The organism is Pseudomonas sp. B22129, from assembly GCF_044218875.1.
GTDB lineage: Bacteria > Pseudomonadota > Gammaproteobacteria > Pseudomonadales > Pseudomonadaceae > Aquipseudomonas.
In genome coordinates this window covers 233,518-257,644 of the sequence record NZ_CP162592.1, presented here as the reverse complement: position 1 = coordinate 257,644, position 24,127 = coordinate 233,518, and the positions used below count along the sequence as shown (strand labels likewise).

Below are 24,127 nucleotides of genomic sequence, written 5' to 3'. Positions count from 1 at the left end.
TCAGTTTTGCGCCCGGTCGGGCGTCTCGGATTTTTTAAGGGTGTTCAATGCCATGTTCTGTTGGCGCGAACCGGCTTGTTTAAGCTGCGCAACCCACTGCGGGTCGGCATCACCGATTTCGTTGTTGACGGGCAGATAACGTTCCGGGAACTCCCAGATCAGCACCTGGGGCGGGCTGTTCTTGAAGTCATCGCTTTTCAGGTAGCTGAGCATCGGCAGGATCGGGCCGTGGCCGTCTTCGGAGTAGTTGATGACGTCGCTGTGCAAGGCTTGCTTGAGCGCGCCGACGAAGTTCCAGTTGGGGTTGGCGCTGTAGCTGGTGCCGACCAGTGCCACCGGGGTTTCGCTGTCGGTGAACAGCGCGTCGTCGCCTTTGTTTTCTGCCAGGTGGGTGACGCGTTTTTGCAGCGGCTCTTTGGGCGGCATCAGGTTTTCAAACAGCGGGTCCAGCGGCAGGAACAGGCGCAGGTCGCCTTTGTGCGGCTCGGTTTTTTCGGCCTCAGTGACAAAGCGTTGGGGTTCGCCGCTCAGTGGCGTCTTTTCAGCAATCGTCTTTGCCAGTTGTTTAGCGGCGATTTCCGCTCCGTCCGGCGTCCAGTGCGTGTCGGTGCGCAGGAACACTTGCGTGCCGCCGAGCTTGGCCTGTTGCAGCGGGCCCAGCAGGTCGGGGGCGATGATCTTGTCGGCCGCCACACGGGCGTGGAAGTCGTCGTACAGGTTGGCGTGGATGCTCGCCGGTTTTACCTCTTCCAGATGTTCCGGATACAGACGCACCTTGGCCGGCACAATCGCCATCACCAGTTGAATGCCCTGGGCCTTGAGCTTCTGGCGCACGCCTTCGACCAGCGCGTAGTTGCCTTGCAGGTTCTGGTCTTCGTTGACGCTAGGGTTGAACTCCTCGTCGCTGTACAGCCAGTGGTCGCGACCGAGCACGACACCTTTACGGCCTTCATTGAACAGCTTGTAGTCCAGCGCCGCCCACAGGTTGGTGCCCAGGCGTTTGATCGGGAACTCATCGTCGTAGTGAGTCTCCACCGCTTTGGTCCAGCGACCATTAAGCACGGTCGCGTCGGCGTTGGTGCTGAAGCCGAAGAAACTGCGCGTCGACCACAGCCCCAACCCCAGCAGGATGGCGAGGAACAGGGCGATATAGAGCACGCGGAATGAACGGGTCATGTCGGCTCCCTCAGAATTGGAAGTAAAGGAACGGCGAGAAACTCTGCGCCGACAGTTTGAAAATCGACGCCGCGAACAGCACCAGCACGCAGGCACGCATGGCATAGCCAGGGGCTGCACGGTTCGCGCTCGGCGTGGCCGGATGGTCGCGATAGAAATCGCGCAGGCCGAAGAACGCCAGCGTCGCGTACGCCACCACCAGGGTTGCCACTTGCAGGCCGGTGAGGCTGGCGCGGTTGAGTTCCGACAACGACCACTCGTTGAAGCTGAACATCGCGCTATACATGCGCCCGGCCACGTGCAGGTTCTCGGCGCGGAAGATTACCCAGCCCACTACGACCAACAGGAAAGTGAAGGCCCAGCGCACCGGGTTGAAACTGCGCGGCGACGTGTTGAGGCCGATGGCTTTTTCAATCGCCAGCCACATGCCGTGCCAGGCGCCCCACACGATGTAGGTGATGTTCGCGCCGTGCCACAGACCGCCGAGCAGCATGGTCAGGAACAGGTTGCGGTAGGTGGTCAGCGTGCCTTTACGGTTGCCGCCCAACGTGATGTACAGGTAGTCACGCAGCCAGGTCGACAGGCTGATGTGCCAGCGGCGCCAGAACTCGGTGATCGACTGGCTGATGTACGGCTGCTTGAAGTTTTCCATGAAGCGGAAACCCATCATCAAGCCCAAACCGATAGCCATGTCGCTGTAGCCGGAGAAGTCGAAGTACAGCTGCGCGGTGTAGGCCAGCGCGCCGAGCCAGGCATCGCCCGTGGTCGGGTTTTGCAGGGCGAAGCAATGGTCGGCCACCACCGCGAGGGTGTCGGCGATGAACACCTTCTTGATGAAACCCTGCATGAACCGCGTGCAGCCCTCGGAGAACTTGTCGAGGGTGTGCGTGCGGTTGTTGAACTGGTCGGCCAGGTCGCGAAAGCGCAGCACCGGGCCGGCAATCAGGTGCGGGAAGATCGCCACGAACGCCGCAAAGTCGATCAGGTTGCGGGTGGCGGGGGTATCGCCGCGGTACACGTCGATGATGTAGCTGATGGACTCGAAAATGTAGAACGAGATCCCGATCGGCAACAGCACGTGGGTCAGGATGAACGGCTCCAGCCCCGCGGATTTCATCATGACGTTGATGCTGTCGACGCCGAAGTTGGCGTATTTGAAGTAGCCGAGGATGCACAGGTCGACTGCCACGCCCAACAGCAGCCAGCGCTGGGCCGGCTTGGTGCGCATGCCTGCCGCACCGACCTTGAGGCCGATCCAGTAATTCCACAGCGTGACGGCGGCGAACAGCGCCAGGAAGTCCACTCGCCACCAGGCGTAGAACACATAGCTGGCAATCAGCAGCAGCAGGTTGCGATAGCGTTGCCCGCTCAAGTAGTACAAGCCGAGGAAGATCGGCAAGAACAGAAACAGGAACACATTGGACGAGAAAACCATCCCGATCTCTCCATGTTTAACAGACAGTCAAGGGCCAGAGCCCCCCCAAACCCCCCCCACGATTTCGGGGGAGGGCGGTACAACATTCCAACTGACGAAACCGGGTTAACTGTGGGAGCGGGCTTGCTCGCGAATGCGGTGGTTCAGTTACAGATGTGTTGCCTGACACACCGCATTCGCGAGCAAGCCCGCTCCCACATTGGGCCCCTGTTTCGTCAGCTGCCTTTGTTGCCTTTCTCATGCGTCGGGTCGTAGACCTTGGTCAGGTCACCGCCCAGGCGGAACGTCTTGAACGGCTGCATCCCGTGCTTGCGCTCGAGCACATCCGGGGCGCAGGTGTAGAGGGTGCAGAAGGGCTCAAGCCAGGCAAATTTCATGTCTTCCTTGAGGTCCTTCATGTCCTGTTCCTTACCGTTCTTCTTCTCGAAGATGTCCGGGTCTTTGACCCCGGCCAGCACCTTGTCGCCCAGGCGCTTCAGTGCGCCGTTGTTTTCCTGGCGCAGATCCACACCGTTGACCAAGGCAAAACTGGCGATCATCGACAGCGGCGGCAGGGCGTAGTTGTGGTACGACAAGGCGCGTTGCTGACGCTTCAGTTCGTTGGGCAGGAAGCCTTGGTCATCCACCTGATTGGCGCCGACCTTGTATTCCTTCACCGCCCAATCAAACAGGTCGCGGCGGTTGGTGGCGACGGAAGTTGCCATCACCGACCAGGCGGCCCAGTAGGAGTGGTTGTTGGTTTTTTCCAGCGGCAGGTTGTCCCAGTCGCTGACCACTTGATCGGCGAGTTTGTTGAACCACGCCTCGATCAACTGCGATTCCTGTTGGTGGTTGGCCAGCGGGTGGGAGTCGGAAAACTTCAAACGCACATAGGCCGACGCCATGCTTCCCAGCGCCCATTTGCGCATGGACTTGCCGGTGTGGTTGAAGTCCTTGGACATCAACGCATCGGCCTTGGCCCAGCTCGTGAGCCAGTTGAGCGTGCATTCCAACTGTTGCGGGCGACCGTCGCGCATGAACTGCATCACGCGCTTGCTGGTGTCTTTTTCCAGCTTGGTGATGTCGGCGGTGCTGTCGCGAAAGGCTTTTTCGGATTGCACGTTCAGGGTGGCGCGGGCTTTGTCCGAGCCCTCGTACTTGCTGCGAAATTGCAGCGAACCGGTGTACGGCGCCGGCATGGCGTCGCAGTCATTCTTGAAGTCGCCGGTCTTGAAGGCTTCCACCGGCGCGAAATAGCCCTGGGGCGGACGCAGTGGGGCGGCGGCGTTGGCTGCGCCGGCGAAGATCGCCAGGCCCAGCAACGATGGAATCAATAACTTCTGCATAGGTAACCTCATTGCCCCAGTTGGGCGGTCTGCTGACCACCGCTGGGGAACACGTTGCGTGTGCAAATTTTCGCTTCAACCTTCTGCGCGGCCTGGCCCGCTTCGGGGCCTTGCACTTCTACGGCCAGCAAGTTCTGCGAGGCCCAGTCTTCATCAGTGCGCAGTTCGAAGGCGAAACGCCCGTCTGTATCGGATGTTTCGGGTTTTTCGATCTTGAGGTCCTCGTGGCGCCCGTTCATGTACCAGAGGGTGGCTTGCAAGGTTTTCACCGACGGGTCGGCGAAGCGGATATCGACCTGGTGACTGGCGTTACGCAGGTCTTTGTTCGAGCTGTTGACCAGCAGTTCGTTCTTGCCGGGTTTGAGCGTGGTGCTCGCGCTCATCTGCGCGGTCTTGCCTTCGCAGCCGTTGTCGAGCAGCGACATCATCTGGCGGTAGATGGTCTCCTGGTCGAGGCGATACAGCGGCGAGAATTCCCAGATCAGAATCTTCGGCGGGCTCTTCTGGAACTCATCGCTGCCCAGGTACTGGATCATCGAACCTTCAAGGCCACCGCCGGGGAACGCGACGTTGAGAATGTCGGCACCGATTTCCTGTTCCAGAAAGCCGGCGAAGTTGTAGTTCTTGCCGCTGTGGCTGGTGCCGACCAGGGTGATCTGTGGGTTGCCCGAATCGCCGAACAGGTCGCCGTCGCCCGCTTCGCCCTTGGGCTCGGTGGTGAACTGGTCCATGTACTGGATCGCGTAGCTGGTGCCGCACAGTTGCCCGGCCATGTTGTGCAGGGTGCCGGTCTTGCCCATGCGCCCGGACCGCACGGTTTCGAATTCACGCTTGGGAATGTCGGCGAATTCGGGCATGGCCCGCACTTTTGCGCCGACGATCTTCGCCGTGCGTTGGGCGCCATACGGCGTCCAGTGTTGGTCGCCACGGAAGTAGAAATCGTGGGCCGGCAGTTCATCCGGCAGTTGCTCATCTGTGAGCGGCGACAGGTCCGGCACCACATAGCCCATCTTGGCGAAACGGCCGAGCATGGTTTTGTAGTTGCCCAGTGCCTTGTCGAAATCGAACTTGGCCTTCTCTTCGGGGTTGAGCTTGTTGCGGTTCACCAGGCCACGGGTCGGCTGGTAGACCACCACCAATTCCACGCCCTTGGCCTTGAACGCATCGTGCAACTGTTGCATGCGTTTGTAGCCGGCGGGGCTGGTGTCGAATTCGGTGCGCAGGTCTTCCTGGGTGCGGAACAGCCAGTCGCCTTGGGCTTGTACCAGGGTGGTGAAGTTCTGCTGGTAGCGCGTGGTGTAGTTCTTCGCGTCATGCGCCGCCGGGCACAGGCTGCAGCAGGGTTCGGCGGTGAAAGTCGGTGCCTTGACTTCGTCGGCGCGCACGCCCTGGCTGGCCGCGAGCAGGCCGAGGGTCAGGCCCGAAAGGCTGAGCAGTTTGATCATGTGTGGGTGCATAAGGGTCATCCTCAGTCCTGCATTTCGGTCTGGCGTTCGACAGGGTCGATCAGCACGGCTTTCTGCTGGCGCACCAGCAGGTCGAGAATTTCTTCCTGACGATCACCCAGCACGCCGTTGAAGCTGATGCCGCTGGATTTGGTCGGCGCCAGCATCGACACGCGGTACAGCTCGATGCTCAGCGGCGAGTCGATGGCCAGCGGCCCGCTGCCGTTACCGGCCAGTTCACCGCCGACCACGATCAGCGAGACCTTGGCATCGAACGGGTCGAGGGCGATGTCGCGGTCGGTGTCGGTCAAATCCTTGATGTGGCCGTACACGCCGGTCAGGCCGTTGGCCATGGCGGTGTTTTCGTACAGGCGAATGTTCACGCTGTTACGGATGCGGATGCCGTGGCGACGGTTGCTGATCACCTTGTTGCCCCACAGCAGGTTGTCGGCACTCTCGTAGAGGGTGATGCCGTCGGTGTGGTTGCGGTAGATCTCGTTGTCGGCGATCAGGTTGTTCACGCTGTTACGGTCGATCACCAGGCCCGACAGCTTGTTGTCGTAGCTGCGGTTGTTGAAGATGAAGCTGTCGTTCACTTCCCGGGAAATGATGATGCCGTGCTTCTTCTTGGTGCCGTACACGGTGTTGTCCGCGATGATCAGGCCGTGGGAACGGTCGTGCGGGTCAATGCCGTAGACGATGTTGTCTTTGTAGGTATTGCCCTTGAGCACAAAGCCGGTGGTCTCGTAGCAGTAGAAGCCGTACCACATGTCCGAGAACTCGGAATCAATGATCCAGCCGGTCGGTTCAGGGCGCTTGAGTACCTTGGCCATGTTCGGCGTGTATTGGGAAATACTCACGCCGTACGACTTACTGTTGGCGTAGCCGAAACTGGCCATCTTGCTGTTGGCGATGTAAGTCTCGGTGCCACCCCAGGCCAGCAGGAACGGGCGGAATTCCTTGGGCGACTGGAACAGCGCCGGGCCATTGGCCTTTTCGTTCCAGCCGGTGATTTTGGTGTCACGCACGAACAGCTGGCCGTCGTTGATCAGGAACGAACCGGCTTGCTGGGACAGGCGCAGCTCCTGGGTTTTCTTGTCGATTTCCAGAATGCCCTTGCGCCCGACCACGATCGGCAGCTTGGCCAGGAACACGCCCGGCGAGGTCTCGCTGAGGTACTGCTTGGGCACCTTGCCGAGCAAGTCCTTGAGGTTCAGGTAGCCGTCGTCAACGAAGATGGCCTGGGGAATGCCGTGCTGGCGCACCACCCATTCGGCCATCTTGTTGTCGCCGCCGATAAAGTCCTTCAGCGCATCTTCCTGCATCATGCGGCGGATGCTGACTTTGCCCGGCTTGCTGCGCACGATCTTCTTTTCCATCGCCGCCGCGGTGTAGCCCGACAGGTCCGGCAGGGCCGGCTTGGGCATCTCCAGCGGCGCAGTCGGCGGGCTGGAAATGGTGTAGGTTTTGGCCTGTTGCAGTTCCTTGGCGATGGTCGGCGCCTTGGCCGTCGTGTCGGCAAACGCTGGGGCGCTGGCCACCAGCATTGCCGCGACGAGTAGGCTTTGAGCATTCATTGCGCAGGCTCCCATCAGAATTTCCAGATCACGTCGACAAACGCGCGATGCATGTACGAGTCGACCCCGCTGCCATAGGCATCACCCGGCTTGAACACGCCGGCACGGAAACGCACCAGCGCCGACGGCTCGTCGATCGACTGGCTGAGCGCGGCCGGCAGCAGGCCTTTCTTGAAGTACTTGGTGACCACCAGGTCCATCTCTTGGCCCAGGTCTTTCTTGCCGTCTTCAAGGGGCAGGGACGTGCTGGACAGGATCGCGCCAGTCACGTCGTCGGTGTTGTTCTGCACCGCATCGATGCCGTTGCTGCCGACCGGCTTATTGCCGTCCACGCGCCAGAACTTGTGATAGACCAGGCTCGCGTCGTAGTCCTCGCGCAGCTGCCAGGAACCGAACAGGCTCATGGACTGCATGTTGTTCATCTCGCCACGGAAGGCTTCGCCGAAGCGGTGCACACGGGACTGGGTGCCGGTCCAGTTCGAACGGTTGCTTTGCAGGCCGTTCTGTTCGTAGTTGGCGCTGGCGCGTGAATAAGCCGCACCGACTTGCCACTGCGGGTCGAGGCGCAAGCGCACGCCGAGGTCGGTGGCCCAGCCGCTCACGTCATCGCTGCGCTTGGCTTCGGTGGGACGGGTGCCGTCGGCGTTCAGGGCATTGACCTTGTCGCGGTCGCCTTTCATGCCGGTGATGCTCGCCCAGTAGTTGACCGTGTTGGTGTTGCGCCAGTTGTAGGCATCGCTGTTGGCTTCGATACCGAGCCAGGTCAGGTCGCCGTTTTCACGCTTGTCCAAAGGGTCGCTGGCCACGCCCGGTTCGGCATAATCGAGCTTGCCGTCGTCGTGGGTGTGGTGACCGCGCAGGCCGATCCACTGGCCCGGCGTCCACTGGTAGGCGGCGTCGGCATAGAAGTGCTGACGGTCCTTGTCCACAGGGGACAACTCCTTGAGGTCGGTGCGGTATTCGCTGAAGCGTTCAGCGGCGCCGACATTGGCCTTGAGCAGGGTGGTGTCGAAGGTCCAGTTCAGCGCTTCGATATTGGTGTCGCGCCATTGGCCGTCGTCATTGCGCAGGCGCTGGCGGCCGAACTTGAGGATCTCGCCGGGGTAGGGCGTGAAGCCGCTGTAGCCGACCCAGAATTCGCGCAGGGCCAGGTAGTTTTTCTTGGCCTTGCGGTCGTCGTTGCTCGATTGTTCCGTGGTGTCATCGGCCGACTGTTGCAGGGTGTCGGTCTCGATGATGTCGCTGGAGGTCACGGCCTGGCCCATGGCGTAGGCGCTCCACGCGCCGCTTTCGCCGTAGATCCAGGGGCGCAGGTCAAGGCCGATGCCGTTGACGTCGCCGCCTTTCTGGGTGCCGAGGTCACGGTCATCTTCGGACTGCGCGGTGGCTTTGACTTCAAGGCCAAAGTTCTTGGCTTCGGTCAGCGCGGCCAGGGTCGGGCACGACCACAGCAGGGCGAAGGTCAGGCCGATGCCGGCCTTGACGAAGGGGTTGAGCTTCATAGGGATTCCTCGCCGTCTTCTTCTTGCAGGGCGTGCAGTTGCAGCGTGCTCTGGGCCAGGGTGCCGCGCGCGGCCAGTTCCTGTTGCACCAGGCGTTGGCCTTCGGCGCGTTGCGCTGGCGTGAGCGGGGCTTCGAGCTGCGTGGCCAAGTCATTGGCCTCTGGCGTGTCCTGGGCCTTGGCCAACTGGCTGAAGACGTAGGCGTTCAATGGGTCGGGCTGGGTGCCCTTGCCTTGGGAAAACAATTGCGCGATGGCGAAGTCCGCGCTGTTCTGGCCGTTGCGTGCAGCGGTCAGCAAGTGGTCGAGGGCTTTTTGCGGATAGACCTTGCCGAGGTAACCCCGGCGGTAGATCTGGCCGAGGTAGTAGTCGGCGGCGACTTCCTTGCCCTCGGCTTTTTCGAAATGCGCTTCGGCGACCTTGGCATCAGCCGGCACCCACTTGCCTTCGTAATAGAGCTTGCCCAGCAGCAGCTCGGCACGCGGTTGGTCGGCGGCGCGGCCGTTGTCGAGGTACTTCATCATCTGGTCGACGTCGCCCAACTCGGGGAAGTCGTAGAGCAACTGCGCCAGGCTGACCCAGGACGCGGGGTAGCCGGGGGCAATTTTTTCCAGCAGGGCTTGGGCGGTTTTCTCATCGGTTTTACCGAGGGTCGCATCGCCCAAGACACGCGCAACACTATCCACACGTTGTGCTGTGACCGTGCCACGGCTGTAGCCGGCTTCCATCTGCTTAAGCAGCTCGGCCTGTTTTTCCGGCTCGGCTTTTTTCTGGTAGACCGTGGCCAGCTCGACGTAGCAGATGTCGGTGGTGTTCAGCGCGGCTTTGCAGATGCGCTCCACGTCATCCAGGTGCTGGTCGTAGGTGTCCTGGGTGCGATACAGCAGCACCTGAGCCAGCCCGGCTTCCGGATAACCGGCGGCCTGCCACGTGTTGATTTGCTGCTGGGCGTTCACGTTCGGGAAGCTGTGGGGGAATTGCAGGTAAAGCATCGCCAGCGGAATCAGGGTGTTGCCTTCGCCATTGGCAAAGGCTTTTTTCAGCAGGCCTTCGGCTTCGTGCTGTTCGGCTTCGGTGGCGCCGGGTTTGGCCACCAGCAGGCGACCGAGGCGGGCCTGGGCGCGGGGCGACGTGTCGGCAGCCGCGCGATAGGTGGCTTCGGCTTGGCGGATTTGCTCGGGATCGCGGGTGGTGACCTGGATGTCGGCCAGGCCGACTTGGGCCTCGCTGTAACCCAGGTCGGCCAGTTGCTGGTAGTTCTGCTGGGCGGTGACGGTGTCGCCGCGCTTCAGGGCTTCGTTGGCCAGGCGTTGGTCGGGCAGGCCGGCGCAACCGGCGAGGCTGACGGCCAGTGCCAGAGCACAATACACGGCGGCTGCATGCGATCTGCCTTGTGTGGGAGCTGGCTTGCCTGCGATGCGGGCACCTCGGTGTATCGGGTGTACCGAGTCGATGCCATCGCGGGCAAGCCCGGCTCCCACAGGGGGGAGTGGTGTGTTTGGGAGAGTCATCACAGGCATGTCCTCTGCTTACAGACCGTTGGCCATGGCTTTGTCGATCAGCCAGTTCAGCGAGGGGCCACGGTCGCTGGTCACTTCCACCGGGCGGCCGGCGTAGGTGCTGTCCAGCGGCGCGTCAGGCTTGATCTGCACGCGGATGTCGGAGGACAAATCGGCGCTGTTCAGGCTGGTGCTGCTGACGATGGTGCCGGTGCGTACCTGTTCTTCGTCGGCGACCTGGAAGTTCACCGGGGTACCTGGGCGAACATCGGCGAACTGGCGATAGGTGAAGCGCGCTTCCACGTTGGCCTGGCTGCCGCGTGGCACCAGTTGGAAAATCACGTCGCCTTTGCTGGCGTATTGGCCGTCGGCGACCAGTTGCTGGGCTACGACGCAATCGCACGGAGAAGTCAGGGTGCCGGTCATTTGTTTGCCGAACAGCTCTTCAACCTTGGCCGGTTGCAGTTGGTCTTCGTCCAGGTGGCCCTTGAGCACGTCGAGCATGCTGGTGCTGAAGGTGGCGAGCGGCGCGCCTTTGGCGGCTATCGCGTCACCTTTGAGCAGGCTTTGCACGGTGCCGTCGCGCGGCATTGTCACGTTCATGCCGGGTACGCTGACCAGGCCGGCCTGGGCGTGGCTGACGAAGTACATGCCGTACACCGACTTGAACACGAAACCGAACGCAGCCAGGCCGACGATGAAGATGCCCGCGCTGAACGTCACCGCACGCAGGCGGCCAAGCGCTGTCATGCCGCTGCCGCTGTCCTTGACCTTGCGCGCCTTGGTGAAGTTGTCGCGCTGCAGGGTGGCGAGCACGTCGCCCATGGTCACGATGTCGCCGGACAGGTGCGAGGTAATCAGGTGGCGCAGGGTGGAAATATCCTGTTGTTCCAGGTTCTGGAACTGGCAACCGGTGCGGCCGCTCTGGCGGTCGTAAGAACGGATCTGCAGCTCCACGTCCATCGCCAGGCCGAGGTTATCGATCACGAATTGCAGGCGGCCCTTGTGCACTTCGCCGACGGTCAGCGGCTGGGTGGAGGTGAAGGCCAGGCCGCCGGCGGACAGGTCGATCACCCGGGCTTCGGTCGGCGTGCGGTCAGTGTTGAAGAAGCGCAGCTTGGCCGGGATTTTCACGCGGGCATGTTGGCGCTGGGCTTCGGATTCGTGGACAACGTTGACGTTTGCTGGGCTGTTCATAGTGTTCGGTTTCCTAGTTAATTCAGGCTTGGCAGGGTCAGACCATCATCAGCAACACGGCGACGAAAATGCTGCCGGCGGAGAAGGTCATGGTCCGAGACGACCAGGTGTTGAACCAACGTTGAAAGCTGGCCAAATCGCGGGTCAGTTTGGTGTCCTGGCGGGTCCAGGACTGTTGATCAAGGCGGAAGAACACGTAGATCTTCACCAGCGCGCCCATGATCTGGTTGTAATAGAGAATCACCGGGTAGGCCGGGCCGATCTTGTGGCCGGAGCACGACAGCAACAGGGTGAGAATCAGGCGGGTGATGCCGATCCACAGCAGGTAGGCGAGGATGAACGCGCCGCCGTATTTGAAGGTGGCGATGATCGCCACGGTCAGGCCGAGCAGCGAGGTCCACATCGACACACGCTGGTCGAACAGCACCACGCTGGTGAACAGGCCGAGGCGGCGTACACCCAGGCCCAGGGCACGGGAGTTCTGGCGCAGGTTGTTGCCGTACCAGCGGAACATCAGCTTGCGGCTGGCCTTGATAAAGCTCTTTTCCGGCGGGTGTTCCACCGTGTGGATGGCCGCGTCCGGCACGTAGAAGGTGTCATAGCCCAGGCGCATGAGGCTGAACCAGCTGGACTTGTCATCACCGGTCAGGAACTTGAAGCGGCCCAGGCGCCAGTGTTGCAGCGAGTCGCTTTCCACGTCGGCGATAAAGCCGGGGTCGGTGACCACGTTGGCGCGGAATACCGACATGCGCCCGGTCATGGTCAGCACGCGTTTGGACAGGGCCATGGAGCACATGTTGATGTGGCGCTGGGCGAAGCGCAGCTTGTGCCACTCGCTCATGATGTAGCCGCCACGTACTTCACAGAATTCGTTGGTGGTCAGGCCGCCGACATTGCCGAACAGCTGGAACCACGGCACGGTCTTGCGCACCACGCCTTCGGCGAGCACGGTGTCGCCATCGATCACGGCCACCACGGCGCGGTCATCCGGCAAGTGGCGGGAGATAGCGCGAAAACCAAACGCCAGGCCGTCGCGCTTGCCGGTACCGGCGATGCGCACGAAGTCCAGCTTTACGTGGTCCGGCGGGTTCATGCGTTCCCACAGGCTCTTCACCAGCAGCTCATCGGACATTTCCACCAGCGAGCAGACCACGGTGGTGGGGAAGCCGCACTCAATGGCCTCGCGAATCACCGAGCTGTACACCTGCGCGGTGGTCAGCGCGTCGATACGAAAACTGGTGACCATCAGGAACACATGGGAAGGGTCCGCCGACTTGCCCAGCTTGCGTACCTTGCGGCGCAGGTGCGGGTAGACCACGTAGAGGAACAGCATGCCGCGAAAGAAATGCGTAGCACCCATCGAGTAGCGCCAGATACCGACGGCGCCAATCAGGAAAATAAAATTCTTCGACTGTGAGTCGAACGTGCTCGCCGGCAGCAGCAGGGCGAGCCCCATCAGCAGGCTCAGAAAGAACAGCCAGCCGGCGGATTGAAGGAGTACGTGTTTTAACTTGGACATAAGCGTCATCCGAAGGTGAAGAAGGCTCCCGGCTGCAAGCGCTGGGGAAGTACGCTTGCAGCCCGGAACTCGCCGTTGCTGTTACCAGCAAATGCCTTCGGTGCGACCGCTCACACTGGTGGCCTGGGACATGAAGCCCACCAGATCGATCACTTGCTTGCCGTGTGGCGCGTTGTGCGCCAGGGCACGGAATTTCTCGTCGCGGTTGCCGAGGATGATCACGTCGGAGTTGTTGATCACATCATCGAAGTCCGCGTTGAGCAGGGACGACACGTGCGGGATCTTGCCTTCGATGTAGTCCTTGTTCGCGCCGTGCACACGGGCGTATTCGACGTTGCTGTCGTAGATGCTCAGGTCGTAACCCTTGCCGATCAGCATTTCTGCGAGTTCGACCAACGGGCTTTCGCGCAGGTCATCGGTGCCGGCCTTGAAGCTCAAGCCGAGCAGGGCGACTTTGCGTTTGTCGTGGCTTTCGACGATGTCGAAGGCGTTCTGCACCTGGGATTCGTTGCTGCGCATCAGGGAGTTGAGCAGCGGCGCTTCCACGTCCAGGGAGCCGGCGCGGTAAGTCAGCGCACGCACGTCTTTGGGCAGGCACGAACCGCCGAAGGCAAAGCCTGGGCGCATGTAGTACTGGGACAGGTTGAGGGTCTTGTCCTGGCACACGACTTCCATCACTTCGCGGCCATCGACGCCGACGGCCTTGGCGATGTTGCCGATTTCGTTGGCGAAGGTAACTTTGGTGGCGTGCCACACGTTGCAGGTGTACTTGATCATTTCGGCGACGGCGATGTCTTTGCGGATGATCGGCGCGTCGAGTTCTTCGTACAGCGACTGCAGGACATCGCCGGAGGCTTTGTCGAACTCGCCGATGACGGTCATCGGTGGCAGGTCGTAGTCGGCGATGGCAGTGGATTCACGCAGGAATTCCGGGTTGACCGCGACACCGAAGTCGACGCCGGCTTTTTTGCCGGAGCAGTCTTCGAGGATCGGGATCACCACGTTGGCCACGGTGCCCGGCAATACGGTGCTGCGCACGACCACGGTGTGGCGGGTGGCTTTGTCACGCAGGACAAAACCGATCTCGCGGCACACGGCTTCGATGTAATCGAGTTCCAGGTCGCCGTTTTTCTTGCTCGGCGTACCGACGCAAATCATCGACAGGTCGGTGTCGCGGATCGCTTCGGCGAAGTTGGTGGTGCCGCGCAGCCGACCGGTCTCGATACCCTGGCTCAACAGCTCGCCCAGACCCGGTTCAACGATTGGCGATTTGCCCGCATTGATCAGGTCAATCTTATCCTTGGAGATGTCTACGCCGACCACTTCGTGGCCACGGGCAGACAGGCAACCGGCACAGACTGCGCCAACGTAACCCAAACCAAATATGCTGATGCGCATCGCATTTACCTCTGTATTAATCACGCCAATTAGATGGCCGGAGTTCATGTTTGCAAGCGTCACTGAATGCCACGGAAGTTGGGCGAATAGACGCCGACTTACCGCGTGCAGGCATGTTTATTAGCGAGTGACTAACGATTGCACTCAAGTTGTGCGCAACTTGGCCTTGTTATTGGGGCTTGCCCTCAAATGCAGCCGGTCTTCCTGCTGGAAGGGCCCGACGCCGGTGCCGCAAGGGCTTGATACAGGCTGGTAGCCTTTAAATATCAATGCCTTGGGTGTCATCACCGACACATTCAGGTAAGCGCTGCCTTGGCCTATAGGGGATAGCAACCAGTCCTTATCGCCGCCCTCAACTCAATCAGTTGATGATGTGACCCGTCTATATAAATTGTTGTGACAACTTAATTACTTCTGTGGATCGTCATGTAAGTCATCTCTTACAGAAACAGAGAATTTCGTTACCGGTGGTATGAGCCGCGTGTTTTGATGAAGTTCCGGGCCGCTCATCCTGTTTTCGGAAATTTCTTGAAATATTAGAAAAGATGGCACTGGTAGTATATTGATAGCACTTGCTACTTGGGCCAGTAGTTGTAGGGAGTTGGGCGCGGGGGATAGTTTTGTGCCACCAGTGTTTAAAAAAAGTGGTGCCACTACGAAAAAAAACGACGAATGTCGAGTGAAAAATTCGTTAGGAATGCGTCAGGATATTTTTTGACGTCAAATAAATGACTTTCTCAGGCTTGGAATACAAACAAAATGTGGGAGCTGGCTTGCCTGCGATGGCGGCGGGTCAGTTGGCAAAGTTGCTACTGATACACCGCCATCGCAGGCAAGCCAGCTCCCACATTTGAACATCTGTGTTTTTGAGGGCCTTATTCCGGTGCGTGATCGCGCAGGAACACCAGGTTGTCCGGCTTGGACTGCTCTGCATTGAAGCGATAACCCTGTACGTCAAACTCCTTGAGCCTGGCCGGGTCGTTGATGCGTTCTTCAATCACGAAGCGGCTCATCATGCCCCGCGCCTTTTTGGCGTAGAAGCTGATGATCTTGTACTGGCCGTTCTTCAGGTCCTTGAACTCGGTGTTGATGATGCGCGCGTTCAGGGCTGTGCGTTTGACGGCCGAGAAGTACTCGTTGGACGCCAGGTTGAGCAGCACGTCATCGCCTTGTGCGGCCAGTGCTTCATTCAGCCATTCGCTGATGCGCGTGCCCCAGAACGCGTACAGGTCCTTGCCACGGGCGTTGGGCAGTTTGGTGCCCATTTCCAGGCGATACGGCATCATCAGATCCAGCGGGCGCAGCAGGCCGTAGAGGCCCGAGAGCATGCGCAGGTGGTCCTGGGCGTAGGTGTAGTCGGCATCACTGAATGTTTCGGCATTCAGGCCGGTGTACACGTCGCCCTTGAACGCCAGCAGGGCCTGTTTGGCGTTGGCCGGGGTGAACGCTGGCGTCCAGCTGCCGAAGCGCGCGGCGTTGAGGCCGCCGATCTTGTCGGAGACGTGCATCAATTCGCTGATTTGCGCCGGGGTCAGTTCGCGCAGTTGCTCGATCAGCTCCTGGGAGTGGTCGAGGTATTGCGGCTGAGTGAAGCGCGGGGTGGCCGGTTTGGACTCGAAATCGAGGGTTTTGGCGGGGGAAATCACCATCAGCATGAGGTTGGCTCCTGGAATCGTGGGGGGATTCTAGGGGGTTGGGGCGTTTGACTCCACCTATCATGCTGATAGACGCCGAGGCTTCTTTTCTGTGGGAGCCAGCTCCCACACTGGGTGGGCGTCGATCAGCTATAGTGCCCGACGACTCTGAAACGGGAGACCCCAGGTGCGAATTGCACGCCTACTATTATCAGCCTGCCTGCTCAGCCTGACCGTCCAAGCCGCGCCGGTAGACGTGGCCAGCCTCGACCGCGGCACCTGGCCCGAAAAACTCAGCAGCCCCGCGTTGTTCGACGTCGCCTCACGCGCCGAAATCCTGATGTTCGCCCACAGCTTGATCGCCAGCGAAGCCCAGGATGAAGCCGCGCTCAAACAACGCCTGGGCCTGAAGATCATCAACATGGCGTCCATCGATGACCTGCGTCGCCAGCTCTGGCAACGCCTGCTGGAAAACTACACCCACGCCGAGCAAAGCTGCGAGGAGGATGCGTCCTTTTGCTACTTGGTCGAAAGCATGGACGACCTGCGCGAACAGGCCGGCAAGTTCGAAGTCAGCGACAACTCCTTCTATATAGGCTGGGCCGCCCCCAGTCATCACTTCCACGAACGCTACCTCGACGAGCTGCTGCGCAAGGCCGCGCTGTTTCCGCAGATCAGCAGCGAAATCGCCCGCTTCGGTGATCACGAGCGCAACGGCGACGAGCTCAACGACCGGATGTTCCTGCTGACCTTCGATGGCGGACCGGCACCCGTCAGCGGCAATACCGACTGGCTCACCGACTACCTGCGCAAACAAAAGATGAACGCCACCTTCTTCGCCCTCGGCAGCAGCCTGAAAAACCGCGTGGAGCGTAGCTCTGCGGCCGACGTGCAGGCGTTGTACCAGGGCCAGTGCGTGGGCATTCAGGGTTGGCAGTATCGCTCACACAGCCATTGGGTGGACTGGCAAAGCTCAATCACCCGCAGCGCGTCGCTGGCGCAGAACCTGATGCCGGAAAACTACGTGCCGCTGTTTCGCCCGCCCTATGGCCAACGCCGGGCAGACAGCCAGGGCTTCTTCCAAGCCCAGGGGTTGCAAGTGGCGTTGTGGGATATCGATTCCCAGGACGACCCGGGCATGCTCAAGCCGGACGAGTCGGCGCAGCGCGTGCTGACGCTGATGCTGCTGTGGCGCAAAGGGGTGATTGTGTTCCACGACACCCAGGACAAGGCGCGGGTGGCATTGCCCTTGCTGATGCAGGCGACGGCGCAAAGCGGGCTTGGTTGGCAGGACTGCCGGGAAGCCTTTCGTTAAAAAGGCGAAGTCCCCGGCCCTGTTGGGGATGAAGCTTTTTTGGGGTGATTTTTCGCGACAACTCGATGCAGGCGGACTTCCGACTTTAACGGGGTCGCTGGCACCCGGCTAGTGCTATTCGTCATCCTGAAAAATAAACTTCAAAAAAGCGTCAAAGTGCTTTTTCCTGTCATGTGTTTTGCGGTATTACGAAGTCAGATCGCCGAAACCTGCAGCACAGGTGGCGTCTTCCCAGACTCCTCATGTGGGCATGCACTTGACGTCCCTCAGGTGCATTCGGTGGTCGAATCGAGGCGCAGCACCGCCCAGGTATTGCGTCGACTGGCTCCCACAAAGGTGACCGAGTATGGATGATCATGGACGTAACCCTTCTTCCGACCAGCCAATCCTTTATGTGCTTGATACCAACGTACTGATCCACGATCCAAACGCACTGCTTAACTTCGAAGAACACCACGTCGCCATCCCGATGATCGTGCTTGAGGAGCTCGACAAACTCAAAAGCGGGCACCACAGCGTTGCCGCCGAATGCCGCCAGGCCATCCGCCTGATCGACAAGACCCTGGGTGAAGCCTCGCCCGAGGACGTTGAAGTCGGCGTACCGATCCAGCGCGGTAAAAGCGGGCCCAAGGGCTTGCTTTCGATTCTGATGAGCAAGGGCAACGAGCCCAACAGCCTGCTGCCGGAAAATCTGAACGACAACAAAATCATCAACCAATTGATCGACCTGCACGCGCGCGACAAGGACCTGCGCCTGGTGCTGGTGACCAAAGACATCAATATGCGCCTCAAGGCACGAGCGTGTGGGATCGCTGCCGAGGACTACAGTACCGACCAACTGGTCGACGACGTGTCGATGTTGTCCCGTGGTTACCACACGGTGACCGGCTCGTTCTGGGACCTGGTGAGCAAGGTCGAAACCCGTCAGGACCATGGCCGCACCTGGCACCAGGTACAGCTGATCGACAACCTGCCGGCCGTGCACATCAATGAATTCATCATCGACGAACAGGGGTTTGTGGGTTGGATCAAAGAGATCCAGGTCGACAAGCTGCTGATCCTCGACCTGCATCAGGAACCCCTGTTGCACCAGGAAGCCTGGGGCCTGAAACCGCGTGACATCTACCAGAGCCTGGCGCTGTACGCGCTGCTCGACCCGGACATTCACCTGGTCAACCTGACCGGCGCCGCAGGCTCGGGGAAAACCATCCTCGCCCTGGCGGCCGCCATCGAACAGACCATGGTGACCAAGCGCTATCGCCGCATCATCGCCACCCGCAGCGTGCAGGGCCTGGACCAGGAAATCGGTTTCCTGCCCGGCACCGAGGCGGAAAAAATGGAGCCGTGGCTGGGGGCGATCACCGACAACCTCGAAGCCTTGCACATGGATGACGAAAACACCCATGGCAGCGTCGACTACATCCTCAGCAAAGTGCCGTTGCAGTTCAAATCCCTCAACTACATCCGGGGTCGCAGCTTCCAGCAAAGCCTGATTTTGATCGATGAATGCCAGAACCTCACGCCGCACCAGATGAAAACCATCATCACCCGTGCCGGCGCCGGTTCCAAAGTGGTGTGCCTGGGCAACCTGGCACAGATCGACACCCCTTACCTGTCCGCGACCAGCTCCGGGCTGACTTACCTCACGGAACGTTTCAAAGACTTCCCGAACGGCGTGCACATCGCGCTGCAAGGGGTACCTCGTTCGATTCTGGCTGAATACGCCGAGTCCCATCTGTAAACACACCCATGTCGTAGTTAGTGGCTAAATGCCACGAACCGCCCCGGATTTTTCACGAAATCCGGGGTTTTTGTTGTGGGCGACATTTGAATTCGTTAATGCGCCGTGGGTGCTTGTGGTCTTTGTATTTATTTTGTTACATTTTTTATCGCCGAAAATAATAAGAACACTTCACCACCCCGTCGGAACACCACCTCCCTGATTCGACGACGTTTGAAGACCCCTTCGGGTTTTCCGCGTGACCCTGCCTATTACAAAAAGCCCGATACATCGCTCATTGACGACGCACTTATCCAAAGGGAAAGGAAGAATGGACGTAGCAGGTAATGGCTTCACTTTGTCTGAAAAACCCAAGCGCGCTTCTCGCTTCAAACCGATACCGCTCACCCCCATCGCACTCGGCCTGGCATTGTGGCTGGGGCAGGGTTGCATGGCCTGGGCCGATGATGCCAACCCCTATACCTCGCAGGTTTTGGAGTCGGCCTTCAGAAAAGCCGTCGCCTCCTTTGGCCCCAACACCGATGTGTACAAAAACCTGCGGTTTGCCTACGCGGATATCGTCGATCTGGCGGCCAAGGATTTTGCCGCGCAGTCCGGCAAATTCGATTCGGCCCTCAAGCAAAACTACGAGTTGCAACCGGAAAACCTGACCATCGGCGCCATGCTTGGCGACACCAGACGCCCGCTGGACTACGCCTCGCGCCTCGATTACTACCGCAGCCGGCTGTTCAGCAACAACGGCCGCTACACCACCAATATTCTGGATTTTTCCAAGGCGATCATCGCCAACCTGCCGGCCGCCAAGCCCTACACCTATGTGGAGCCGGGCGTCAGCAGCAACCTGAGCGGGCAACTGAATGCCGGGCAGTCCTGGGCCGCCGCCACGCGTGACTGGAGCGCCAACGCGCAAACCTGGAAAACCCCGGAAGCCCAGGTCAATTCCGGCCTGGACCGCACCAATGCGTATTACGCCTATGCCTTGGGCATGACCGGCAAGGGGGTGAATGTGGGCGTGCTCGACTCGGGCATCCTCACCGAACATTTCGAATTCCAGGGCAAGAATGCCCAAGGCCAGGACCGCGTGCAGGCAGTGACCTCCACTGGCGAGTACTACGCCACCCACCCGCGCTATATCCATGACACACCGGACGGCGAGTTTCAGAAGGGCGAGCACTTCAGCATTTCCGGCGAATACGACCCCGCCATCAACGACGGCCACGGCACGGAAATGTCCGGTGTGCTGGGTGCCAGTCGCAACGGCACCGGCATGCATGGCATTGCGTTTGACGCGAACATTTTTGTCGCGAACACCGGCGGTACCGATGACAACCGTTTCCAGGGTTCCAACGATCTGGACTACAACGCCTTCATGGCCAGCTACAACGCGCTGGCGGCGAAGAATGTGTCGATCGTCAACCAGAGCTGGGGGCAGAACTCGCGCAACGACGTGGAGAACCATTTCGGCAATGTCGGCGACAGCGCGGCCGATAACCTGCGCGACATGACCGCCGCTTATCGCCCGTTCTGGGACAAGGCCCACGCCGGGCAGAAAACCTGGATGGACGCGATGGCCGATGCCGCGCGGCAAAATACCTTCATCCAGATCATCTCCGCCGGTAACGACAGCCACGGCGCCAACCCGGACACCAACGCCAACCTGCCGTTTTTCAAGCCGGACATCGAAGGCAAATTCCTCTCGATCACCGGTTATGACGAGACCAGCGCGCAGGTCTACAACCGTTGCGGCACCTCGAAGTGGTGGTGCGTGATGGGCGTTTCAGGCATTCCATCCACCGGGCCTGAGGGGGAGATCATCCCTAACGCCAACGGCACCTCGGCCGCAGCGCCAAGTGTTTCCGGGGCCCTGGCGTTGGTGATTCAGCGCTTCCCGTATATGACCGCCAGCCAGGCGCGGGACGTGTTGCTGACCACCTCTAGCCTGCAAGCGCCGGACGGTCCGGGCACGCCCGTGGGCAACCTGACCGGTGGCCGTACCTACGACAACCTGCAGCCAGTACATGATGCCGCGCCAGGCACGCCGCAAGTGCCGGGCGTGGTCAGTGGCTGGGGCCTGCCCAACCTGCAAAAAGCCATGCAAGGGCCGGGGCAGTTCCTCGGCGCCGTGGCGGTGGCACTGCCGGGCGGCACCCGCGATATCTGGGCCAACCCGATTTCCGATGAGGCCATTCGCGCACGCCGCGTAGAGGACGCCACCGAGCAAGCGACGTGGGCGGCGACCCAGCAGCAAAAAGGCTGGCTCAACGGCCTGCCGGCCAACGCCTCGGCGGATGATCAATTCGAATACGAAATCGGCCATGCCCGGGAGCAGGCGACCCTGACACGCGGTCAGGACTTGCTCACCGGCAGCACTTACGTCGGCAGCCTGGCCAAGTCGGGTGACGGCGAACTGGTGCTGGAAGGCCAGAACACGTATTCGGGCAGCACCTGGGTGCGCGGCGGCAAACTGTCGGTGGACGGCACGTTGACGTCGGCTGTGACGGTGGATGGCAGCGCCGTGGGCGTGCGCGATCCCGGTAACGGCGTGGTGACCACGCTGGGTGGCACACTGGCCGGCAATGGTTCGGTGGGCGCGCTCACAGTGAACAACGGTGGCCGCGTGGCGCCTGGGCATTCGATCGGTACGCTGCACACCGGCAATGTGACGTTCAACCCCGGCTCGGTGTACGCGGTCGAAGTCGGCCCCAATGGGCGCAGCGACCAGATCCAGAGCAGCGGCGTCGCCACGCTCAATGGCGGTGTGGTGGCCGTGTCCCTGGAAAACAGCCCCAACCTGTTGTCCGCCAGCGAAGCGCGCAGCCTGGTCGGCCAGCAGTTCAACATCCTCAGCGCCGCCCAGGGTATCAATGGGCAGTTTGCGGCGATTTCGCCCAACTATCTGTTTATCGGCACCCAGCTCAGTTATCAGCCGAACCAGCTGACCCTGGCGGTGGAGCGTAACCAGACGAGCTTCGCCAGCATCGCGCAAACCCGCAACGAGCGGGCCGCAGCGACCGCAATCGAAGCGTTGGGCACGGGCAGCCCGGTGTATGAAAGCTTGCTGGCGTCGGACTCGGCCGCACAGGCGCAGGCGGCGTTCAAGCAGCTCTCGGGGCAATTGCACTCGGACGTGGCGGCGGCGCAAATGGCCGACAGCCGTTACCTCCGTGAAGCCGTGAATGGTCGCTTGCAGCAAGCCCAGGCGCTGGATTCCGGTGCGCAGATCGAAACCCATGACAACGGTGGCTGGGTGCAACTGCTGGGCGGTCGCAATAACGTCAGCGGTGACAGCAATGCCAGTGGCTACTCCTCATCCACCAGCGGCGTGTTGCTGGGGCTGGACACTGAAGTCGGCGACGGCTGGCGTGTGGGCGCGGCGACCGGCTACACCCAGAGCCACCTCAATGGCGAGTCGGCGTCGGCGGACAGCGACAACTATCACCTGTCGGTGTATAGCGGCAAACGCTTCGACGCGATTGCCCTGCGGTTGGGCGGTGCCACCACCTGGCATCGTATCGACAGCTCGCGGCGCGTGGCTTACGCCAACCAATCGGACTATGACAAAGCGGACTACAACGCCCGCACCGACCAGGTGTTTGCCGAAATTGGTTACACCCAGTGGAACCTGTTCGAACCCTTCGCCAACCTGACGTACCTGAACTACCAAAGCGACTCGTTCAAGGAGAAAGGCGGCGCTGCCGCGTTGCATGCCAGCAAGCAAAGCCAGGACGCTACGCTTTCGACGCTGGGCCTGCGCGCGCATACCCAACTGCCCATCAGCTCGACCTCGGCGGTCACCTTGCGCGGTGAGTTGGGGTGGGAGCATCAGTTCGGCGACACAGACCGTGAAGCCTCGCTGAAGTTTGCCGGCAGTGACAACGCGTTTGCCGTCAACAGCGTGCCCGTGGCCCGGGATGGTGCGGTGATCAAGGCCAGTGCGGAAATGGCGCTGACAAAAGATACGCTGGTGTCATTGAACTACAGCGGTTTGCTATCGAACCGGGGCAACAACAACGGGATCAATGCCGGATTTACCTTCCGCTTCTGACGCCCGCTGCTGTCGATAACCTGTGGCGAGGGAGCAAGCTCCCTCGCCACATTGACAGCGCTGGCTCATGGGATAAACAGCCCTGCGCAAAATTGACTCACGGGTTTACAATTGCTGCTCCTGATCAGGAGTATCCCTGTGCTGACTCATCTCGATTCCCAAGGTCGCGCCCATATGGTCGACGTCACCGACAAAGCCGTGACGTTCCGTGAGGCTGTGGCTGAAGCGCGGGTGCGCATGCTGCCCGAGACCCTGAAAATGATTGTCGACGGCGCCCATCCCAAGGGCGACGTGTTTGCCGTGGCCCGCATTGCCGGGATCCAGGCCGCAAAAAAAACCAGTGATTTGATCCCCTTGTGCCACCCGCTGATGCTCACCGGCGTCAAGGTTGAACTGCGCGCCGATGGCGTGGACGCCGTACATATCCTCGCGCGCTGCAAGCTCAGCGGCCAGACCGGCGTGGAGATGGAAGCACTGACCGCCGCCAGCGTCGCGGCGCTGACGATCTATGACATGTGCAAGGCCGTGGACCGCGGCATGACCATCGAAACCATACGCCTGCTGGAAAAGCTCGGCGGTAAAAGCGGGCACTTCAAGGCGGACCAGGCATGAGCATCAACGTATTGTTTTTTGCACGCTACGCCGAAGCGGTGGGGTTTGATTCACTGGAGATGGAAGGCGATTTTGCCACCGTCGATGCCGTGCGTCTGGCGCTGGCCAGTGACCCGGAGTTTGCGGTGCTCAACGAGAGCAGTTTGATGTGTGCCCGCAACGAAGAGCTGTGTGGCCTCGAAGAGCCGGTGCAAGCCGGTGACGAAGTGGCGTTCTTCCCGCCCGTGACCGGAGGCTGACGGTGGCCATTCGGGTGCAGGCCGAGGCGTTTGACCCCGGCGCAGAGGTGAATGCCATGCACGCGGCCAATGTGGGCGTGGGCGCGGTGGTGAGTTTTGTCGGCTACGTGCGTGACTTCAATGATGGCCGCGATGTGTCGGGCATGTTCCTTGAACACTACCCCGGCATGACCGAAAAAGCCCTGGCCAAGATCGTCGTGGAAGCCGAGCAACGCTGGCCGCTGCTCAAGCTCGAAGTGCTGCACCGCGTCGGCGCGCTGGAGCCGGGCGAGCCGATCGTGTTTGTCGGCGTTGCCAGCGCGCATCGCCAGGCCGCGTTTGATGCGTGTGCGTTTGTGATGGATTACCTGAAGACCCGCGCGCCGTTCTGGAAGAAGGAAAACACCTGCGAAGGCCCGCGTTGGGTGGAAGGGCGCAGCAGTGATCACGCGGCGGCGGAGCGCTGGAAGTAATACCTGATGCCAATGT

The 24,127-nt window shown here is 60.6% G+C and carries 17 protein-coding genes; 6 read left to right on the top strand and 11 right to left on the bottom strand.

Translation table 11 applies throughout. The features are described from left to right. From AB4P94_RS01160 to yaaA, 11 genes are all read right to left on the bottom strand, one after another. Positions 1–1,176, bottom strand: a complete 1,176-nt coding sequence (locus AB4P94_RS01160; protein WP_395609066.1) for an alginate O-acetyltransferase — start codon at positions 1,174–1,176, stop codon at positions 1–3. A 10-nt stretch (positions 1,177–1,186) separates the two neighbouring features. After that, the gene (locus tag AB4P94_RS01155) at positions 1,187–2,611 is read right to left on the bottom strand and encodes an MBOAT family O-acyltransferase (protein ID WP_395609065.1); all 1,425 of its coding nucleotides are present in this window, start codon (positions 2,609–2,611) and stop codon (positions 1,187–1,189) included. A 215-nt stretch (positions 2,612–2,826) separates the two neighbouring features. After that, a complete protein-coding gene (locus AB4P94_RS01150) occupies positions 2,827–3,936 on the bottom strand; it encodes a mannuronate-specific alginate lyase (RefSeq protein WP_395609064.1) in 1,110 nt (369 codons plus the stop codon). Positions 3,937–3,944: 8 nt separating this feature from the next. Beyond that, positions 3,945–5,393 carry an alginate O-acetyltransferase gene (locus AB4P94_RS01145; RefSeq protein WP_395611412.1) on the bottom strand — a complete coding sequence of 483 codons (1,449 nt, stop codon included), beginning with the start codon at positions 5,391–5,393 and terminating at the stop codon, positions 3,945–3,947. Between the two features lie 11 nt (positions 5,394–5,404). Next, positions 5,405–6,973, bottom strand: coding sequence for a mannuronan 5-epimerase AlgG (gene algG, locus AB4P94_RS01140; RefSeq protein ID WP_395609063.1), 1,569 nt, complete (start codon positions 6,971–6,973; stop codon positions 5,405–5,407). Then, a complete protein-coding gene (locus tag AB4P94_RS01135) occupies positions 6,973–8,460 on the bottom strand; it encodes an alginate export family protein (protein WP_395609062.1) in 1,488 nt (495 codons plus the stop codon). Before AB4P94_RS01135 ends, algG begins: the two co-directional genes overlap by 1 nt. Next, the gene (algK, locus tag AB4P94_RS01130; protein WP_395609061.1) at positions 8,457–9,971 is read right to left on the bottom strand and encodes an alginate biosynthesis TPR repeat lipoprotein AlgK; all 1,515 of its coding nucleotides are present in this window, start codon (positions 9,969–9,971) and stop codon (positions 8,457–8,459) included. Before algK ends, AB4P94_RS01135 begins: the two co-directional genes overlap by 4 nt. 18 nt (positions 9,972–9,989) lie before the next feature. Further along, positions 9,990–11,156 carry a PilZ domain-containing protein gene (locus AB4P94_RS01125; protein WP_395609060.1) on the bottom strand — a complete coding sequence of 389 codons (1,167 nt, stop codon included), beginning with the start codon at positions 11,154–11,156 and terminating at the stop codon, positions 9,990–9,992. A gap of 37 nt (positions 11,157–11,193) precedes the next feature. Further along, a complete protein-coding gene (alg8, locus tag AB4P94_RS01120) occupies positions 11,194–12,675 on the bottom strand; it encodes a mannuronan synthase (protein ID WP_395609059.1) in 1,482 nt (493 codons plus the stop codon). An 81-nt stretch (positions 12,676–12,756) separates the two neighbouring features. After that, positions 12,757–14,073 (bottom strand): nucleotide sugar dehydrogenase, encoded by a 1,317-nt coding sequence (locus AB4P94_RS01115; RefSeq protein ID WP_395609058.1) that lies wholly within the window; start codon positions 14,071–14,073, stop codon positions 12,757–12,759. Positions 14,074–14,948: 875 nt separating this feature from the next. Then, on the bottom strand, positions 14,949–15,728 hold the full coding sequence (gene yaaA / locus AB4P94_RS01110; protein ID WP_395609057.1) for a peroxide stress protein YaaA: 780 nt from the start codon (positions 15,726–15,728) through the stop codon (positions 14,949–14,951). Between the two features lie 166 nt (positions 15,729–15,894). Between yaaA and AB4P94_RS01105 the strand changes: the two genes are divergently transcribed. The 6 genes from AB4P94_RS01105 (at position 15,895) to moaE (ending at position 24,111) form a co-directional block, all read left to right on the top strand. After that, complete coding sequence (locus tag AB4P94_RS01105) at positions 15,895–17,022, top strand: polysaccharide deacetylase family protein (protein ID WP_395609056.1); 1,128 nt, start codon at positions 15,895–15,897, stop codon at positions 17,020–17,022. 346 nt (positions 17,023–17,368) lie between these two features. Continuing rightward, positions 17,369–18,763 carry a PhoH family protein gene (locus AB4P94_RS01100; RefSeq protein WP_016974557.1) on the top strand — a complete coding sequence of 465 codons (1,395 nt, stop codon included), beginning with the start codon at positions 17,369–17,371 and terminating at the stop codon, positions 18,761–18,763. Between the two features lie 310 nt (positions 18,764–19,073). Next, positions 19,074–22,808: an autotransporter domain-containing protein gene (locus AB4P94_RS01095; RefSeq protein ID WP_395609055.1), complete on the top strand. Its 3,735-nt coding sequence runs from the start codon at positions 19,074–19,076 to the stop codon at positions 22,806–22,808. 138 nt (positions 22,809–22,946) lie between these two features. Further along, positions 22,947–23,420 (top strand): cyclic pyranopterin monophosphate synthase MoaC, encoded by a 474-nt coding sequence (gene moaC, locus AB4P94_RS01090; RefSeq protein ID WP_395609054.1) that lies wholly within the window; start codon positions 22,947–22,949, stop codon positions 23,418–23,420. Beyond that, positions 23,417–23,659, top strand: coding sequence for a molybdopterin converting factor subunit 1 (moaD, locus tag AB4P94_RS01085; protein WP_395609053.1), 243 nt, complete (start codon positions 23,417–23,419; stop codon positions 23,657–23,659). Before moaC ends, moaD begins: the two co-directional genes overlap by 4 nt. Before the next feature lie 2 nt (positions 23,660–23,661). After that, positions 23,662–24,111, top strand: a complete 450-nt coding sequence (moaE, locus tag AB4P94_RS01080; RefSeq protein WP_395609052.1) for a molybdopterin synthase catalytic subunit MoaE — start codon at positions 23,662–23,664, stop codon at positions 24,109–24,111. The last annotated feature ends 16 nt before the right edge of the window (positions 24,112–24,127 follow it).

Bases quoted from the DNA above. Each gene is read 5' to 3' on its own strand.
- AB4P94_RS01160 (WP_395609066.1), bottom strand. From the start codon at position 1,176: ATGACCCGTTCATTCCGCGTGCTCTATATCGCCCTGTTCCTCGCCATC.
- AB4P94_RS01155 (WP_395609065.1), bottom strand. From the start codon at position 2,611: ATGGTTTTCTCGTCCAATGTGTTCCTGTTTCTGTTCTTGCCGATCTTC.
- AB4P94_RS01150 (WP_395609064.1), bottom strand. From the start codon at position 3,936: ATGCAGAAGTTATTGATTCCATCGTTGCTGGGCCTGGCGATCTTCGCC.
- AB4P94_RS01145 (WP_395611412.1), bottom strand. From the start codon at position 5,393: ATGCACCCACACATGATCAAACTGCTCAGCCTTTCGGGCCTGACCCTC.
- algG (WP_395609063.1), bottom strand. From the start codon at position 6,973: ATGGGAGCCTGCGCAATGAATGCTCAAAGCCTACTCGTCGCGGCAATG.
- AB4P94_RS01135 (WP_395609062.1), bottom strand. From the start codon at position 8,460: ATGAAGCTCAACCCCTTCGTCAAGGCCGGCATCGGCCTGACCTTCGCC.
- algK (WP_395609061.1), bottom strand. From the start codon at position 9,971: ATGACTCTCCCAAACACACCACTCCCCCCTGTGGGAGCCGGGCTTGCC.
- AB4P94_RS01125 (WP_395609060.1), bottom strand. From the start codon at position 11,156: ATGAACAGCCCAGCAAACGTCAACGTTGTCCACGAATCCGAAGCCCAG.
- alg8 (WP_395609059.1), bottom strand. From the start codon at position 12,675: ATGTCCAAGTTAAAACACGTACTCCTTCAATCCGCCGGCTGGCTGTTC.
- AB4P94_RS01115 (WP_395609058.1), bottom strand. From the start codon at position 14,073: ATGCGCATCAGCATATTTGGTTTGGGTTACGTTGGCGCAGTCTGTGCC.
- yaaA (WP_395609057.1), bottom strand. From the start codon at position 15,728: ATGCTGATGGTGATTTCCCCCGCCAAAACCCTCGATTTCGAGTCCAAA.
- AB4P94_RS01100 (WP_016974557.1), top strand. From the start codon at position 17,369: ATGGATGATCATGGACGTAACCCTTCTTCCGACCAGCCAATCCTTTAT.
- AB4P94_RS01095 (WP_395609055.1), top strand. From the start codon at position 19,074: ATGGACGTAGCAGGTAATGGCTTCACTTTGTCTGAAAAACCCAAGCGC.
- moaD (WP_395609053.1), top strand. From the start codon at position 23,417: ATGAGCATCAACGTATTGTTTTTTGCACGCTACGCCGAAGCGGTGGGG.